Source organism: Streptomyces sp. NPDC091280, from assembly GCF_044768565.1.
Taxonomy (GTDB): domain Bacteria; phylum Actinomycetota; class Actinomycetes; order Streptomycetales; family Streptomycetaceae; genus Streptomyces.
Genome location: NZ_JBIVUZ010000003.1, coordinates 225,110 through 242,024 on the forward strand (window position 1 = coordinate 225,110; position 16,915 = coordinate 242,024).

Genomic DNA, 16,915 nt, shown 5'->3' on the forward strand with positions numbered 1-16,915 from the left:
GCCCGCCGCGCAGTTCACCGTCGACACTGCTGGAACCGGCGACACCGCTGGAACCGTCGGCACCGTTGGAATCGGACGGATCACCCCATGACCTCACCCCTCTCCGCACCGGAGCTCAGCCGCCCCGCCCACCAGCGCGACATCCCCCGGCCCGGACCGCCGGCCCGGCCGCGCGCCGCCGGGTGGAGCGCGCGCCGGCTCGCCACCGGCCTCGGCACCACCGCGCTCGTCCTCGGCACGGTCCTGTTCGTCCTGCCGTTCGTCTTCACGATCGTCACCTCGCTGCGCACCGCGGCGGACGTGGCGCGCGCCCCGCTGGGCATCCCGCACTCCTTCACGCTGAAGAACTTCACCCAGGCCTTCAGCCAGATCCACTACGGCACCAGCACCCTCAACACCCTTCTGATCACCGGGCTTTCGTGCGTGCTGATCACCGTGCTGGGCGCGCTCGCGGGCTATCCGCTGGCCCGCATCACGGCGGGCTGGTCGACGGCGGTGTACCGGCTGTTCATCCTCGGCACGTCGATCCCCGTGTTCGTCGTGGTCGCCCCGCTCTACCTGCTGATGCGCGACCTGAACCTGCTCGACACCTACGCGGGCGTCGTGTTCATCTACACCGCGCTCAACCTGCCGCTCGCCGTGTTCTTCTACACCAGCTTCATCCGCCAGATCCCGCCCGACCTGGAGGAGGCGGCGGCCCTCGACGGCTGCGGCGCGCTGCGCACCTTCTTCGTGGTCATCCTGCCGCTGCTCCGCCCGGTCACCAGCACCCTGCTGACCTTCATCTCGCTCCAGATCTGGAACGACCTGCTGGTCCCGCTCGTCTTCCTCCAGGACCCGGACAAGCGCACCGTCATGGTGAACGCGTACTCCTTCATCGACCCGCACACCGTCCAGCCGACCACCCTGTTCCCGGCCGCGCTGCTCGGTGTGCTGCCCCTCCTGGTCATCTTCGTCTTCTTCCAGCGCCAGATGGTCGCCGGAATGTCAGCGGGAGCGGTCAAGTGACGGACAGTCAGTTCCTACGGCCGCTGCTCACACCGCAGTTGGCCGCCACCCGGGTGATGGCCATCCTCCGGTCGGCCGACGCCTCCGCGCTGCCCGCCGCCGCCCGTGCCCTCGCGGCCGGCGGGGTCACCTGCCTGGAGGTCACCCTCACCACCAGCGGCGCGCTGGACGCGATAGCCCGGATCAAGGACGAACTCGGCGCCGGGATCTCGGTCGGCGCCGGTACGGTGCTCAGCACGGCGGACACCCGGGACGCGCTGGCGGCGGGCGCCGAGTTCCTGGTCGCCCCGAACGTCGACCCGGACGTCATCCACGACGCGGCCGACCAGGACATCCCGTTCTACCCGGGAGCGTGGACGGCGACCGAGGTCACCGCCGCCTGGCGGGCGGGCGCGGCGGCCGTGAAGCTCTTCCCGGCCTGCACCGGCGGCCCCGCCCATCTGCGCCAACTCCGCGCCCCGCTCCCGCACATACCGCTCATGGCGGTCGGCGGCGTCGACCTCGAAGCGGCCGGGCGGTACATGGCGGCGGGCGCGCTCGCCGTCGGCGTAGGCTCCCCGCTGCTGCGCGACACCGACCGGGACCCCACCCCCGAGGCGCTGGACGCCCTCACGGCCCGGGCCCGCGCACTTCTGGAGACGGTCAGGCCCGCCACCGGGTCCGAGGAGAAGAACCCCCTGTGAACACCCGTAAGCCTGTTGCCGAGAACGACGAGCCCTACCTCGTCACCGTGGGCGAGACCCTGGGCGTGCTGTCCGCCGCCGGTCCCGGCCCGCTCACCCTGGGCACCACCCTGCGCCTGGGCATCGCCGGCGCCGAGTCCAATGTCGCGATCGGCGTAAGTCGCCTGGGCGGCAGGGCGACTTGGATCGGCCGCGTGAGCGAGGACGAACTGGGCGAACTGCTGCTGCGCGAACTCCGGGCGGAGGGGGTCACCGCCCTCGCGGTACGCGACGCGGCGCCGACGTCCCTCCTCCTCAAGGAGAGACGCACCAGCACGCACCACCGGATGCGCTACTACCGCACCGCGACGGCGGGTGTCCGGCTGTCCCCGGAGGACGTCCCGGAGGAGGTGGTGGCGGGGGCGTCGGTCCTCCACATCACCGGCATCACACCGGCGTTGGGGGAAGGACCGGCACGCGCCGTCCGCCGGGCGGTCGACATCGCCCGCGAGGCGGGGGTGTTGGTGTCCCTCGACGTCAACTTCCGTTCCCTGCTGTGGAACGAGGACCAGGCGCGGGAGGCGGTACTGCCCCTCCTCCACGACAGCGACCTGGTGTTCGCGGGTCCGCACGAGGCGCGGCTCGCGGTGCCGGACCGCCACGAGCCCGAGGAACTGGCCAAGGGGATCTGCGAGTTGGGGCCCTCCGGTGCCGTGATCAAGCTCGGCGCGGAGGGGGCGTTCGCCCTCCTGGACGGCCACCCGTACCGCCAGCCCGCGCTGCCCGCCCGCGTCCACGACTCGGTCGGCGCCGGGGACGCCTTCGTGGCGGGCTACCTGGCCGAGCTGCTGGCCGGGGCACCGGCAGCGGTACGGCTCGACACGGCCGCCCGGGTCGGCGCGTTCGCGGTCGGCACGGAGGGCGACTGGGAGGGCCTGCCGCGCCGGGCCGAACTCCCGCTGCTGGACCACCATGACGACGTACTCCGCTGAGGGCTGAAGCGCAATGACAAGCACACGTACAGGCACGAGCACAGACACAAGTACCGCCGTCCCAGGGCACGTCGAGATCCTGACCGGTTCGTACACGCCGGACACGGGTGGGGAGGGCGTGGGCCTGACGGCGCTGCGGCTCACACCGGAGGACGGCGTTCTGAGCGTGGTGGACGCGGTGGCGGCGAGCGGCGCGTCCTTCCTGGCCGCGCATCCGAGCCTGCCCGTCGTCTACACGACGCACGAGTCGACGCCCGGCGCGGTGGGGGCGTTCAGCCTGCGGGAGGGCGCCGCGCCGGTGCCGCTGGGGGCGCCCCTGACCAGCGGCGGCGCGAACCCCTGCCATCTGACGGTCCACCCGGGTGGCGACTTCCTGCTGACCGCCAACTACGGCACGGACACGCTGCCCGGCACGGTGGCCGTCCACCGCCTGGACGCGGACGGCCGGCTGGCGGACCTCACGGACGTGGTCGAGCACAAGGGTTCGGGCCCGGTGACCGGCCGCCAGGAGGGCACGCACGCGCACCAGGTCGTCGTGGACCCGGCGGGCCGCTACATCCTGGCCACGGACCTGGGCGCGGACACCGTGTTCGCCTACCAACTGGACCTGACGACGGGCAAGTTGAACCAGGTCGGCGCGTCCCGGCTCCGTCCGGGCTCCGGCCCCCGCCACCTCGCGTTCACCCCGGCCGGCGACCTGGTCGTCAGCGCCGACGAACTGTCCTCCACGGTGACCTGCCACCGCTACGACGCCGAGACGGGCACCCTGCACGAACTGTCCCGGGTACCGGCGACGGCGGTGGCGGACCTCCCCAACCAGCCCGGCGGGATCGTCACTTCGGCCTGCGGCCACTACGTCTGGGTCACCAACCGGGGCGCGGACACGGTGGCCGCGTTCCGCCTCACGGGCACGACCCTTGAGCCCCTCGGCGAGGTCCCCAGCGGCGGGAACTGGCCCCGGGGCCTGACATCGGCCCCCGGCAGACTACTCGTGGCGAACCAACACAGCGGGACGGTGGCGGTGTTGCCGGTGGGGGCGGACGGGACGCCGGGGGAGGCGGGGGTGGTGGTGGAGGTCGCCTCGGTGGTGTGCGCGCTCACCCTCTCTTGACAGCCAGTCACATTACCGAAACGTAACCTACCGACGGGTGCGGCCGGGAGCCCGCGTCAAAGGGGCAGGTCGTCCGGCAGGACGCGGAACGCCTTGTGGGTGCCCAGCGGACGTACCGCGCGGAAGTCTCGGCGGTCGAGGGTGAGGATTGCGTCGGTGTCGTAGTCGGCGGCCAGTGCCACGTTCACCGCGTCGGCGAGGTCGAGATCCAGGGCGCGGTAGCGGATCCGGACCGACTGCGCGGCGGCCAGGTGGTCCTCGGTGATCTCCGGGACGACGACCCGGCCGCGCCGCATCCAGCGGCGGATGTCGTCGACCGCGCTGAGGGCGGCCTCGCGGCCCAGCTCACGCGTGGCGACGTGGTCGAGCTCCGCGAGCAGAAGCGGGGACATGACCAGAAGGCCGGCGGCCATGATCGCCTCGTTGGCCCCTCCGTGCTCCGGGTGCGTCGAGTCGAGGGCCGCCAGCAGTCCGGACGTGTCCGCGATGACGACGATCACGCGGCGCTTCCGGCGTCCGTCTCGCGGCGGACGGCGTCCACGACCGCGTCACGGACCTCGGACCCGGACAGCGTACGGCCCGGCCCTTCGAAGGTGCGCGAGAACAACGGCTCGTCCCAGACCCGGTTCGCCATGGCCGCGAGATGGATCCCCTGGCGGATGATCTCGGCCTCGCTCACACCGCGCCGAGCGGCGGCTTCCTTGATGATCGCCAGGTCCTCGGGGTCGGCGTAGACATTGGTGCGCTTCATGGACATGTACCAAGAGTAGGTCATGTACCAGAATGATGTATAGGGAGGGGCGGCGTCACAGGGCTCCGCACCGCTTCCCTCGATGAGTTCGGGGGATGCGGGAACCGGCGGTCGGGGTGTGCGGAAGAATGCGCGCATGGCTGACAGTGGGGAGTTCCGGGACGGTCTCGCGGATCGCATCGCGGCCTTCGACCGTGAGGCGGCCAGCGGCGACGCCGCCAGGGCCGAGGAAGCCCGGCGGGGGGTGGTGGAGCAGTTCCCGCTGGATATCTGGGCCGACCTGCCTCTGGAGCGGTACGCCCTGGGGCCGACGGCCTACAGGAATCCGTCGTACTCGTTCTGCCGCCTGTTGGAATACGGCACCGACAACATCGGCAGCATCCGTGGCGGCAGCGCGGCGAAACACATCGTGTACCAGCACCGGTCGGGCGAGTGGCGAATCGTGCCCACCGCGCTGCGCGGACTCCGCGTGCACGAGGCGTGGGAGAAGGTGCGGGCCGAGTTCGATGCCGCCTTCACCGCCGCGGCTCAGGGCCGGTACGAACTCATCGACGAGTTCGAGTCGCTGTCGTACGGCCAGGCGCTGACCACCAAGGCACTGGCGATCTACTTCCCCGGCGCGTTCCTGCCGATCTTCTCCGCCTCGCACGTCCGACACTTCACCGCGCTGATCGGTGGCCGTCCGCACCAGTACTCCTCGGGGGTACGGACCTGGCGGGCCAACCGGGAGCTCCTCGAACTCGTGCGCCAGGTACCGGAGTTCAAGGGCTGGCTGCCGCATGAAGTGATGGACTTCCTGTACACCTTTCACGATCCACGGCCGAAGGACCGGGTGATCTGGAAGATCGCTCCGGGCGAGCGCGCCAGTCTCTGGGACGACTGCCTCACAAACCGGCGGATCCGGATCGGCTGGGACGAGATCGGCAGTCTCGGCCAGTTCGAGAGCGATCAAGAACTCAAGGAAGCGCTGGACCAGTACTGGCCTGGCAGCGCCGGCGCCAACCTCCGGCTCGCCCGCCAGATGCTCGCCTTTCGCGATCTGGAGCCCGGCGATCTGATCGTCGCCAACCGGGGCAAGTCCGAGGTGCTGGCCGTGGGCACGATCGCCGAGGGCTACGTCTACGAGGCGAGCCTGGAGAAACACCGGCACACCGTGGGCGTCAACTGGGACATGTCATATGCCCAGTTGTTCGACTCACCGCGGCACGCCTGGCAGCAGACCCTCGCCAAGGTTCCGGCCAAGCTGTGGCGGGAGATCCGCAACGGACGGCAGGCGTCCCTCACCGAGCCCGTCGAGCCCGAGGCCGCGACGGAGTCGGACGCCGAACTGCCCGACGTCGTACGCGAAGTACGTGATCTGCTCCACCACAAGGGGCAGGTCGTGCTCCAGGGTCCGCCCGGTACCGGCAAGACGCGGCTGGCGCTGAGTGTGGCTCTCGCCCTGGCCGGCCGCGCCGATCTGATCGACGCCCCGCCGGACCAACGGGCCGCCGCCCTCGCCGAGTTGTCCCAGGTGCCGGACGGCGGCACGGACACCGCGCGCCTGACCATGGTGACCTTCCACCCGTCCTACGGATACGAGGACTTCGTCGAGGGATTCAAGCCGAACCCTGCGGAGGCCGGGGCAGGGCTCAACCTGATGCTGACCGACGGGTTGTTCCGCCGGGTGTGCGCGGCGGCTCAGAAGGCCCCCGACCAGACCTTCCTGATCATCGTGGACGAGATCAACCGAGGCGACCTGCCCCGCATCCTGGGCGAGTTGATCACGCTGCTGGAACTCGACAAACGGGGCTCCGTCTCCATCACCCTGCCCACCAGCGGCCGACAGCAGAGCGTGCCGCGGAACGTGCGCATCATCGGCACAATGAACTCCGCCGACCGCAGCGTGGGGCACATCGACGCCGCGATCCGACGCAGGTTCGCCTTCTTCGACGTACCACCGGATCTCGACGCGCTGGACGGTGAAGTCGAGGGGCTCGGCCTGGCCGGCTTCCTGGAGGGGCTGAACGCCAAACTGGACGCCGCCTTCGGGCCGGACCATCTGCTCGGGCAGGCCTATCTCCTCGCCGACGACCGGCCGCTGGTCACCGCCGAACAGCTCTCCCGCGCGTTCCACCACGAGATCGTGCCGCTCGTGACGGATTACTGCCTGGGCCAGCCCGAACTGCTGCGGAACGTCCTCGGCAAGCTGGTGGACGACGGGACCGGACGAGTCGTCCAGACCAACCCGCAGGACCTGCCCAAGATCCTCGCCGACGAGTTCGCGGACACCACGTCCGTCGGTGAGGAACCGACGGGCGACGTGGACGGCGCCGGCTGGGGCGGGGAGTAGCGGGGTGCCCCGTACGGCCGCCCGGCACGAAGTGGTCATCGAGGAGCACAGATCCGCCCTCGTTCCCCGCTCTTGGCTCTACGGTGACGACCTCGACAGACTCCGTTCGACCAAGGTCGTGGACGTCGTCGAGGTCCGCGACGGCTACGCGCTCAGGACGAGGGCCACCACCGGGGTGCTCCAACTCGAACGGATACGGCTCGTGCTGCGCCCCAAGTTCCCCATCGCCGGGCGGCAGTTGATCAACTGGCTGTGCTACGCCAACGACCGGCGGACGCCCGACGAGACGCTGCGCAACTGGCCTCTCGGCCAAGACGGTTACGCCGGTCTGGTGCCCGCCGCCCTGCTCCACGAATGCCGACTGCTGCTGCGCCGCGGCCTGCGCCGGGACTACGTGCGCCGCCCTCGTATCGACACGACACTGCGCGGCCGACTCGACATGGAGGCGCAGGCGACCCGGTGCTACGGCGCGATCGACCGGCTCCATCTCCAGACGTTCGAGTACGAGGACGGCGGCTGGGAGAACCTGGTGTGCGGCGCCGCGCTCACCGTCGCCGCACGGCGATCCACCGACCCGGCGCAGATCCGGCGGCTGCTGGACACCGCCGCGCAGTTCCCCGCACCGCTCCGGCCGCTGGACGCGGTGCCGCTGCTGGCGCGAGGGCAGTACACACGGCTGAACACGCACTACCGGGCGGCCCACGCCTGGGCACGCATGGTGCTCGGCGGCGGTGGCGTCTCGGACCTGCTGGATCCGTACGGCTTCGGGGCGAAGAGTCTGCTGCTCAACCTGAACGTGCTGTGGGAGCGGGTCGTGCGCCGCATGGCCGTCGACGCGGCCGTCGCCGTGGGCGGGAGGGGTGCGCGAAGGGAAGAGGGAGTCATCCGTACCCATGGCGGGTTGGCGGACAGGACTCCGCCGTTCAACCCCGATGTGCTGCTGGCCTTCCCGCCGCAGGGTGAGGGGTCGACCGCGCCGCGCTTCCTCGCCGTGGACGCGAAATACAAGAACTACGCGGCGAAGAACGTCTCTTCCACCGACCGTCACCAGCTCCTCACCTACATCGCCGGCTACACCGACCCGGAGCATCCGCTCGCCCTCGTCGTCCACCCCGCACCGGACGGTCCCACCGAGCGCGACCTGCGGATCGAGGGGCCGCGCGGCGGCATGGGCCTCATCAAGGTCCTGGGCCTCGACACCCGTACGAGCCCTGAAACCTCCGTGGCACCGCTGCGCAAGGCGATCGCCGGATTCGCCGCTTCCGCCTCCCCGGCGTAGTCGACTTTCGCAACAGGCGGCCGTACGGGACAAGTTGGCAATCCTGCACGCGGACGGTCCTGCGGTGTACGCCCCACCGCCGACCGGGCTCGGTGAGCGGGCGCGTCCGCATCGCCCCGAACCGATCGCCGCGACTTGACAGCCAGTCACATTACCGAAACGTAACCTACCGACGGGTATCACGAGTAACTTACCCGCAGGTAAGTTCCAGGCGAACCACTTCCGGGCGGTGCCGGTGTGCGTGCGTGGGACGCGTGCGCGCGCCATCGCGCCGCTGCTTCCTGACGGCCGCTCCACAGGAGGTTCGCCATGCCCGCACGCCAACGGCGCCTGCTCGGCGCCGCGTTGACCGTCGTCGCCTGCCTCGGGGCCCAGGCCCTGGTCGCCACGACCGCGACCGCCGCCACCGGCTCGGACGAGGTCGTGTCCCGGGGCGTCACGATCCCCGCGTTCTACAACCCGCCCGCCACCCTGCCCGCCGCGAACGGCGCCCTCGTCCGCAGTGAGCCCCTCCCCCTCGCCCTGAGCCTGCCCGGCGTCGACGGCCCGCTCCCGGGCACCGCGACCCGGCTGATGTACAAGTCCACCGACTCCAACGGCGGGCCCGTCGCCGTCACCGGCGCCTACATCGAACCGACCGCGGCCTGGTCCGGCAGCGGCCCGCGCCCCCTCGTCGCGGTCGCCCCCGGCACCGTGGGACAGGGCGACCAGTGCGCCGCCTCGATGGGCCTTGAGCACCCCCTCGTCTTCACCGACCAGACCGTCTCGGTCGGTTACGAGGACCTGGCGATCTACCGCCTGCTCGCCGAGGGCGTCGCCGTGGTCGTCACCGACTACGTCGGACTCGGCGCCACGGACCGCCTGCACACCTACGTCAACCGGGTCGACGAGGCGCACGCGGTGCTGGACGCCGTCCGCGCCGCCCGCTCGCTCACCGGGACCTCGGTCACCGCCGCCTCACCGGTCGGGCTCTACGGCTACAGCCAGGGCGGCGGCGCGACCGCCGCCGCCGCCGAACTCCAGTCCTCCTACGCCCCCGACGTCACCCTCTCCGGAACCTACGCCGGAGCCCCGCCCGCCGACCTGACCTCGGTCACCAAGGCCATCGACGGCAGCGAACTCGCCGGTGCGCTCGGCTGGTCGCTCAACGGCTTCCTCCAGTCGGACCCGGCGCTCAAGCCCCTGGCCGAAGCCCACCTCAACGACGCCGGGAAGGCCGCGCTCGACGACCTGTCGACCATGTGCGTCGGCGACGCGCTGCTCGGCTACGCCTACAAGAAGAGCACCAGCTGGACCACCGACGGCGAGTCCATCAGCGACATCATCGCGTCGACTCCCGCCTTCCAGAGCTTCCTCGACGAACAGCGCCTCGGCACCCTGAAGCCGTCCGGGCCGGTCCGGCTGGCGACCGGCGTCAGCGACAACCTCGTCCCGCACGCCCAGGCCCGCCAACTCGCCCTCGACTGGTGCGCGAAGGGTGCCGACGTCACCTACAAGGCCGTCCTGCTGCCCAGCGTCGGCAGCGCGCTCCTCAACCACTTCGGCCCGCTGCTCACCGACCAGGGCGACGCCATCTCCTGGCTCACCGACCGCCTCTCCGGCACCCCGACCGTCTCCAACTGCTGGAGCATGCCCGTCCAGCTCTGAGACCGGGCCGGAGGAAGGAAGAACAGAGTCCTCCGCACCGGCGGAGGGGGAGGGGGTGGCGGGCAGGTGCGGGGCACCGCGCTCCCGTCACCCCCTCCCCCCGTCGCCGGTAACTCCACTTCCCTGTAAGAGAATTACGTTTTCATTCATTGACAGTGACATGCTCACCCGCGCTACGCTCCCCGCGGCCCGCACTCCCCTACGGCTTGCCGGAGTCCCCCCATGCGCGAGCACACCTCCCCGAACACCACCCCCGCACCCGCGCCCACCCCCACCGCCACCCCCACTCTCAGCCGCCGCAGCCTGCTCGGCGCGACCGCGCTGGGTGCCGTCGCGCTCACCGGCGCCGCCCAGACCCGAGCCGCCGCCGCCTCAACTCCCGCCGCCGTCACCGAACTTCGCGAACGGGCCGTGGTCGTCGGCACCGGTTTCGGCGGTGGCGTCAGCGCGTTGCGGCTGGCCCAGGCCGGGGTCTCCACCCTGGTCCTGGAGCGTGGACGGCGCTGGCAGACCGGCCCGGACTCCACCACGTTCTGCCGCTTCGCGAACATGGACAACCGCTCCGCCTGGCTCACCGACCACGCGATCGTCGGCGGCGTCGACAAGACCTGGACGCCGTACACGGGCGTGCTCGAAGCCGTCGTGGGAAACGGCATGACCGCCATGTGCGGAGCGGCGGTCGGCGGCGGCTCGATCATGTACCACGGCATGACCCTGCAACCGACGAAGGCGGACTTCGCCACCTCCGTCCCGCAGGCCGCCGCCCTCTACGACGACCTCGACCTCTGGGCCTACCCCACGGTCTCGCGGATGCTGGGCATCTCCACCGTCCCCTACGACGTCCTCGCCTCCGACCCCTACAAGTCCTCCCGCCTCTTCCAGGACGTAGCGCCGCGGGCCGGCCTCACCCCGTTCAAGGTGCCGCTGCCCATCGACTGGGCGTATGTCCGGGGCGAGTTGGCGGGCGTGTACGACGCGACGTACACCACGAGCGACATCGCGTTCGGTGTAGACAACGGCGGCAAGCACTCCATCGACGTCACCTATCTCGCACAGGCGGAGTCCACCGGGCTGGTGCGGGTGGCGCCCTTGCACGTCGTCCGCGATCTCGCGATGGACGCGAACAAGAAATGGGTGCTGTCCGTCGACCGCATCGACACCGCCGGCACGGTCCAGGAGAAGATCCGGATCACCGCCGACGCCGTGTTCCTCAACGCCGGTTCACCCGGCACCACCCGCCTCCTGGTCAAGTCCCGCGCCAAGGGCCTGATCCCGGACCTGCCGGACGCCGTCGGCACCAAGTGGGGCAACAACGGCGACCGGATCTGGGCCTGGATCAACCCGTCCGGCGACGCGGGCACGCAGCAGGGCGGCCCCGCCTGCGTCGGCGGACGCGACCCGAACAGCGGCATCCCGCTCACCGTCGTCCACGCCGGATCACCCATCCAGCAGCCGGGTGTCACAGCCCTCACCGTCGTCGGCTTCGGCATCGTCGACGGCGCGGGCACCTGGGCCTACGACGCCGACACCGACGACGCCGTCCTGACCTGGCCGACCGACACCGACGCCGCGCTCCAGGCGCTGATCGCGGCCAAGATGCAGGACATCGCCGCGGCGGGCGGCGGCATCATGATCGACACCAATGCCCAAGCCCCGTCCACCTGGCACTCGTTGGGCGGTGTCCCGATGGGCGACGCCGTCGACCTCACCGGCCGCGTCCTCGGCCACCGGGGCCTCTACGTCCTGGACGGCGCCCGCATCCCCGGCTCGACCGGCGCCTGCAACCCGTCCATGACCATCGCCGCGCTCGCCGAACACAGCATGCGGACGATCGTGCGGCAGGACCTGGGGCTGGTGTTCTGAACGACCGGGCCGACGGCTCGGTGACGGTCGTCATCGGCACGTATCGGTTGCCCCGGCTGATCGTTAGGGAGGCGTTCGCTCCGTCGCCGGGGCGGCGCTCACCGATCGTTCCCAGCCGGAGTGCCCATGTCCGACGACGCAGTCGCCCGTCCGCCCGCCGACGTCCTCGCGATCCGCGAGAGCGATCCGTACCCGTACTTCGCCTGGCTCCGCCGGCACGCGCCCGCCCGGGTGGAGCGCCGCCCCGGCCGGCCCGCGGTGTGGCAGATCTCCCGGCACGCGGACGTCCGGGCCCTGCTGACGGACCCGCGGCTGAGCAAGGAGCCCGGCCGGGTACCCGGCTACGTACCGGGACCGGCCGGGCTCAACCGGCATCTGGTGCACGCCGATCCGCCGGATCACACCAGGCTGCGGACCCTGGTCAACGCGGCGTTCGTGCCCCGCCGCATCGCGGAACTGGAGCCCGTCGTCACCCGCGTCGCGAACCGGCTGCTGGACCGGGTCGAACGGAACCCGCACGTGGACGTGATCGCGGACTTCGCGGCGCCCCTGACGTTCCGCATGATCTGCGCGATCCTCGGCGTCCCCGACGCACTCGACACGGCGGCGACCCGCGACACCCTCATGGCCACCATCGCCCCCGCTCCCGGCACCGGCCCCGACCACGGCGAGCGCGACCTCCACGCCCTGCTGGACACCCTGATCGCCGGAAAACGCGCGGGCGGCGAGCAGAGCGGCGCTGATCTGCTGGGCGCGCTCGTCCGGGCCGGTGACGAGACCTCCGCGATGAGCGAGGAGGAACTGCGCTCCACCGCCTATCTGCTCCTCCTGGTGGGCCACGACACCACCATGAACCTCATCGGCAACGGCATGCTCGCCCTGCTGCGCCACCCCGGCGAGGCAGCACGGTTCCAAAGCCCCGAAGCGGGACCGGAGTTCGTCGCCACCGCCGTGGAAGAGCTGCTGCGCTACGACTCCCCGGTGCGGGACGCCACGTTCCGGTGCGCCGCCGAACCGGTGCGGCTGCACGGGCAGTCGATCGGCCCGGGGGACATCGTGAGTCTCCTGATCGGTTCCGCCAACCGGGACGAGACGTGCTTCCCGGACGCGGACCGGCTGGACCTGGGCCGGAGCCCCAACAGCCATCTCGCGTTCGGCCACGGACCCCACTTCTGCATCGGCGCCGCCCTGGCCCGGCTCGAAGGCGCCGTCGCCTTCCCCCTGCTGCTCGACCGGCTGGGCCCGGTCCAACTGGCCAAGCCCGCCGCCGAGTTGTCCTGGCGTCCCACGCGCGTGATGCGCGGACTGGCCGCACTGCCCGTCGTCCGCCGCTGACCGCCCCGCGCACCGCGCGAGCACGCGAGAAGCACCCGTGACCCGTGAAGCACCCGTCAATCCCCAAGAACCCCCAAGAGAGGGGACCCCGCCATGGAACCCGCACCCGCCCTCGCGCCCGCCCCCGGCCCCGTGGTGGTGACCGCCCGCCAGGACGGCACGCTGATCATCACCCTCAACCGGCCGCACGTCCGCAATGCCATCGACCGGCACATGGCCGCGGCCGTCGACGCCGCCCTGACCGAGCTGGAGGCGGACCCGGCCCTCACCGTCGGCGTCCTCACCGGCAGCGGCGGCCACTTCTGTTCCGGCATGGACCTCAAGGCCTTCCCCGTCGAGGGCGTCCCGGTGGTCGCCGACCGGGGGCTGGCGGGGCTGACCCGGGCCCGGATCAGCAAGCCCCTGATCGCCGCCGTCGAGGGTGCCGCCGTCGCCGGAGGCTTCGAACTCGTCCTCGCCTGCGATCTCGTGACCGCCGCGGACACCGCCTTCTTCGGGCTGCCCGAGGTGGCCCGCGGTCTGGTCGCCGCCGAGGGCGGAGCCGTCCGGCTGCCCGGCCGGCTGCCGCGTCAGCTGGCCATGGAACTGCTGCTGACGGCCGCACCCCTGCCGGCCGCCACCGCCGCGCGGCACGGTCTGGTCAACCAACTGACCTCCGAGGGCAAGGCACTCGACGCCGCGCTGGCTCTCGCGGCCCGCGTCCAGGCCCACTCGCCCGAGGCCGTGCGCGTCACCAAGCGGATCGTGCGGGACACCCAGGGCCTCGCCGACGGCGCCGCCTTCGCCGTGCAGGACCCGCTCAGCGCACCGGTGTTCGCCACCTCCGCCGCCGTCGAGGGCAGTCGCGCCTTCACCGAGAAGCGGCCACCCCGCTGGCGTGCGTGACCTCGCCCGACCAGGTCACCGGGAGCGCCCGCAGCCCGTACACGATGGCGTCCCGGTTGTAGGCGAGCCGGTCGGCGGGGACGGCGAGCCGCAGGCCGGGCAGGCGGCGGAGCAGGGTGGTCAGGACGGTCTGGAGTTCCACGCGGGCCAGGGTCTGGCCCAGGCACTGGTGGACGCCGTAGCCGAAGGCGACATGGCGGCGCGCGTCCCGTGTCACGTCCAAGTCGGCGCTGCCACCGCAGAGTTCACGGTCCCGGTTGGCCGTGGACAGCATGCAGATCACGCCGTCCCCGGCCGGGATCGTCACCCCGCCCACCCGTACGGTCCCGGTCGCCGCGCGGCCCAGGCCGAGGTGGATGATCGTGAGGTGGCGCAGCAGTTCCTCCACGGCGCCGGGGACCAGACCGGGGTCGGCCCGCAACAGGGCCAGCTGGTCGGGGCGTCGCAGCAGCGCGAGCACACTGACGGCCGTCATGTTCGCGGTCGACTCGTGCCCGGTGACCAGGAGGAGGAAGCCGAGCGACGCGGTCTCCTGCGCGGTCAGGTCCGCGCGCGCGGCGAGCCGGCTGAGGATGTCGTCGCCGGGACGGCTGCGCTTGCGCCGACCCAACTCGGCCAGGTAGCCCATGAGTTCGGCGTGCGCCCGCTCGGCCTCGGGCCGGGCGGTCCGGTTGTCGAGCAGGGTCCGGCTGAGCGACTGGAACAGCTCGTGGTCCTCGTACGGCACGCCGAGCATGAGGCAGATGACCAGCGAGGGGATCGGCAGCGCGAGGTCCGCGACCAGGTCGGCCGAGGTACGGCCCTCGGTCATGCGGTCCACGGCCCGGTCGACGATGTCCTGGATGGCCGGGCGCAGTTCCTCGATCCGTCTGACCAGGAAGTCCTTGCTGACCATCCGGCGCAGCTGGGCGTGCTCGGGGTCGTCCATGCGGATGAAACTCGGCTTGGCGGTGGCGAGTTCGCGCTGACCGGCGGAGAGGAAGGGGAAGCCCGGGGTGCGCGCGTCGGCGCTGAACCGGGCGTCCGCCAGCACGGCCCGGACCTCGTCGTAGCCGGTGACCAGCCAGCACGCGGTGCCGTCCGGCAGCACGGCCCGGGTGACGGCGGCCTCGCGGGCGGCTTCGGTGTAGGCGGGCGGCGGGGAGAGGGGACAACTTCCGTAGGGGGCCGGGAGGTTGACAGAGGCGGTGGTGGTCGTCACGGGCGGACCGCCTCCCGGGGGTCGACGAGCGAGATGGCCCCGCTGGGGCACAGGTCGGCGGCCAACCGCAGTTCGGCCGCGTGGCGCGGGCCCGGCTCCGGTACGAGCAGCGTGACCCGGCCGTCCTCCTCGTCCTGCTCGAACACCTCGGGCGCCGCGCCCACGCACTGCCCCGCGCTGCAACAGCGTTCCCGGTCCAGGCGGACGGTGACGGAGGGCCGGGCGGTGGTGTCGGCGGGGGTGCGCAGGACGTTCAGGGTGGTGCACATGGTGGCGGTCTGCCCGGCCAGCACCAGCAGTTCCAGGAGCTGTTCGGGCCGCAGGTCGCGGGACAGCCGGGCCCAAAGCCCTTCCGAGACAGGGATGTTGGCGGCCAGCAGGTCGGCCGCCTCCAGCAGGGTGCGGTCCTCGCCGGCCCAGGGGTGGGCGTCGAGGTCGGCCGCCGTAGCGTCGATCTCGGCCGCCGTCAGGCCCACTTCGGCGGCCGAGGCGCGGTGCCGCTGATGGACGTAGGGCGCGTCGAGGCGGTGGGCGACGCGCAGGACGGTCAACTCGCGTCTGCGGTGGCCGAGGGTGCCCTCGTGGGTGAGGACCCGGGCCAGGGAGAGCCAGGCGTGGGCCAGCGCGGGGTGGTGGGCGAGGGTGCCGAACAGGTTCTCCCGGCCGGGCCCGTCCTGCCGCGACTCGGAGAGCAACGTCCGCAGGACCGGGGGCCATTCGGCGGGCGGGAGGGGAGGGATGCGGGGGGTGCGGGTCGAGGTCATGGTGCCTTCACCTTCGTACGGTGGCGTGCGGACCGGGGGTCGACGGGGGGCGACCCCCGGGAGGGGCGACGGGGATCGACGGGGTTCACCAGCGGGCGACGACCACGCCCGCGCTGGCCCCGCTCGCGAAGCCGAACATGCCGACCAGGTCGCCGCGTCGCAGCCGTCCGGCGTCGAGGGCGGCGGCCAGTTGCAGGGGGATGGTGTTGGTCGCCACGTTGCCGTGGGTGGGGAAGGTCGCCAGGACGCGGCCCGGGTCGACGCCCACCCACTCGCAGACGACCTTGGTGAACGGCACCGAGGGCTGGTGCACACAGACGAGGTCCAGGTCCTCGCCCGTGAGGTCCAACTCCCGCAGCGCGCCCCGCACTTTGCCCGGCAGTCCGTCGAACGACCCCAGCAGCTCGGCGGAGTCGATGCGGAGATGGCCGAGTGTGCGGTGCTGGGCGTACGGATTGGGCAGGGTGGCGGCCCGCCAGCCCCAGGAGTTGGCGAAGAACCGGGAGCCGAGGATGCCGGGCCGCTCGTCCGCCTCGACCAGCAGCGCCGAGCCCATGTCGCCGGTGCTGAGGCTGGGCAGCGCGGTCGCCAGGTCGGCCGGGTCGTCCAGTTGCCAGCGGCTCTCCCGGGTGCTGACCTCGGCGGTGGTCACCAGCACCCGCCGGTACCGGCCGCCCCGGACGAACGCGTCGGCGACCTCCAGCGCGTTGAGGACGCCGTTGCAGGCGTTCTTCAGGTCGAACACCGGGCAGCCCAGGCCCAGTTTGTCGGCGACGACATGGGCGGTGGCCGGCTCCTCCAGGTCGGCGAGGATGCCGGCGTAGAGGAGCAGGTCGATGCCGGCCAGGTCGGTGCCGGTGTCCTCGAAGAGGCGCCGGGCCGCGTGCGCGGCGAGGTCGGAGGGCTGCTCCAGGTCGTCGGCCACGGTGCGCTCGGCCAGCCCGTACATCCGCTGGAGCACCCCGCGCGCCAGCGGCACGGCGGGGCTGCCCGCCCGGAAGCGGTCCTCCACCGCGGCCACGCTCTGCCGCCCCTCGGGGATGTGGACGGTGGCGTGGACGATCCTGCTGTGAACGGTCATTGGT

The 16,915-nt window shown here is 71.9% G+C and carries 15 protein-coding genes; 10 read left to right on the forward strand and 5 right to left on the reverse strand.

Annotated features, from left to right (window positions below; genetic code table 11):
* Positions 1-87 precede the first annotated feature (87 nt).
* From ACIQPR_RS11075 to ACIQPR_RS11090, 4 genes are read left to right on the forward strand one after another with little or no spacing between them, the layout of a single operon-like run.
* Entirely contained in the window at positions 88-1,008 is a 921-nt protein-coding gene (locus ACIQPR_RS11075) for a carbohydrate ABC transporter permease (RefSeq protein ID WP_403645313.1), read from the forward strand.
* Positions 1,005-1,691, forward strand: a complete 687-nt coding sequence (locus ACIQPR_RS11080) for a bifunctional 4-hydroxy-2-oxoglutarate aldolase/2-dehydro-3-deoxy-phosphogluconate aldolase (RefSeq protein ID WP_403645316.1) — start codon at positions 1,005-1,007, stop codon at positions 1,689-1,691. The genes ACIQPR_RS11075 and ACIQPR_RS11080 overlap by 4 nt, the downstream gene beginning before the upstream one ends.
* Positions 1,688-2,662, forward strand: coding sequence for a sugar kinase (locus ACIQPR_RS11085; RefSeq protein WP_403645319.1), 975 nt, complete (start codon positions 1,688-1,690; stop codon positions 2,660-2,662). The genes ACIQPR_RS11080 and ACIQPR_RS11085 overlap by 4 nt, the downstream gene beginning before the upstream one ends.
* Positions 2,663-2,675: 13 nt before the next feature.
* On the forward strand, positions 2,676-3,773 hold the full coding sequence (locus ACIQPR_RS11090) for a lactonase family protein (RefSeq protein ID WP_403645322.1): 1,098 nt from the start codon (positions 2,676-2,678) through the stop codon (positions 3,771-3,773).
* 56 nt (positions 3,774-3,829) lie between these two features.
* On the opposite strand, the gene ACIQPR_RS11095 is transcribed toward ACIQPR_RS11090, so the two are convergent.
* Positions 3,830-4,273 carry a PIN domain-containing protein gene (locus ACIQPR_RS11095; protein ID WP_403645325.1) on the reverse strand — a complete coding sequence of 148 codons (444 nt, stop codon included), beginning with the start codon at positions 4,271-4,273 and terminating at the stop codon, positions 3,830-3,832.
* Complete coding sequence (locus tag ACIQPR_RS11100; protein ID WP_403646445.1) at positions 4,270-4,530, reverse strand: CopG family transcriptional regulator; 261 nt, start codon at positions 4,528-4,530, stop codon at positions 4,270-4,272. Before ACIQPR_RS11100 ends, ACIQPR_RS11095 begins: the two co-directional genes overlap by 4 nt.
* Before the next feature lie 130 nt (positions 4,531-4,660).
* Between ACIQPR_RS11100 and ACIQPR_RS11105 the strand changes: the two genes are divergently transcribed.
* The 6 genes from ACIQPR_RS11105 (at position 4,661) to ACIQPR_RS11130 (ending at position 13,865) form a co-directional block, all read left to right on the forward strand.
* Positions 4,661-6,856: an McrB family protein gene (locus ACIQPR_RS11105; RefSeq protein ID WP_403645328.1), complete on the forward strand. Its 2,196-nt coding sequence runs from the start codon at positions 4,661-4,663 to the stop codon at positions 6,854-6,856.
* A 4-nt stretch (positions 6,857-6,860) separates the two neighbouring features.
* On the forward strand, positions 6,861-8,135 hold the full coding sequence (locus ACIQPR_RS11110; protein WP_403645331.1) for a PE-PGRS family protein: 1,275 nt from the start codon (positions 6,861-6,863) through the stop codon (positions 8,133-8,135).
* A gap of 309 nt (positions 8,136-8,444) precedes the next feature.
* Complete coding sequence (locus tag ACIQPR_RS11115) at positions 8,445-9,782, forward strand: lipase family protein (RefSeq protein ID WP_403645334.1); 1,338 nt, start codon at positions 8,445-8,447, stop codon at positions 9,780-9,782.
* Positions 9,783-10,004: 222 nt separating this feature from the next.
* Positions 10,005-11,645: a GMC oxidoreductase gene (locus ACIQPR_RS11120; RefSeq protein WP_403645337.1), complete on the forward strand. Its 1,641-nt coding sequence runs from the start codon at positions 10,005-10,007 to the stop codon at positions 11,643-11,645.
* 126 nt (positions 11,646-11,771) lie between these two features.
* The gene (locus tag ACIQPR_RS11125; protein ID WP_403645339.1) at positions 11,772-12,980 is read left to right on the forward strand and encodes a cytochrome P450; all 1,209 of its coding nucleotides are present in this window, start codon (positions 11,772-11,774) and stop codon (positions 12,978-12,980) included.
* Between the two features lie 93 nt (positions 12,981-13,073).
* Positions 13,074-13,865, forward strand: coding sequence for a crotonase/enoyl-CoA hydratase family protein (locus ACIQPR_RS11130; protein ID WP_403645341.1), 792 nt, complete (start codon positions 13,074-13,076; stop codon positions 13,863-13,865).
* On the opposite strand, the gene ACIQPR_RS11135 is transcribed toward ACIQPR_RS11130, so the two are convergent.
* From ACIQPR_RS11135 to ACIQPR_RS11145, 3 genes are all read right to left on the reverse strand, one after another.
* Positions 13,831-15,066: a cytochrome P450 gene (locus tag ACIQPR_RS11135; RefSeq protein ID WP_403645344.1), complete on the reverse strand. Its 1,236-nt coding sequence runs from the start codon at positions 15,064-15,066 to the stop codon at positions 13,831-13,833. The two genes, ACIQPR_RS11130 and ACIQPR_RS11135, sit on opposite strands and share 35 nt — an antisense overlap.
* The gene (locus tag ACIQPR_RS11140) at positions 15,063-15,830 is read right to left on the reverse strand and encodes a ferredoxin (protein WP_403645346.1); all 768 of its coding nucleotides are present in this window, start codon (positions 15,828-15,830) and stop codon (positions 15,063-15,065) included. The genes ACIQPR_RS11135 and ACIQPR_RS11140 overlap by 4 nt, the downstream gene beginning before the upstream one ends.
* 85 nt (positions 15,831-15,915) lie before the next feature.
* A complete protein-coding gene (locus tag ACIQPR_RS11145; protein WP_403645349.1) occupies positions 15,916-16,911 on the reverse strand; it encodes a 3-oxoacyl-ACP synthase III family protein in 996 nt (331 codons plus the stop codon).
* Between the last annotated feature and the right edge of the window lie 4 nt (positions 16,912-16,915).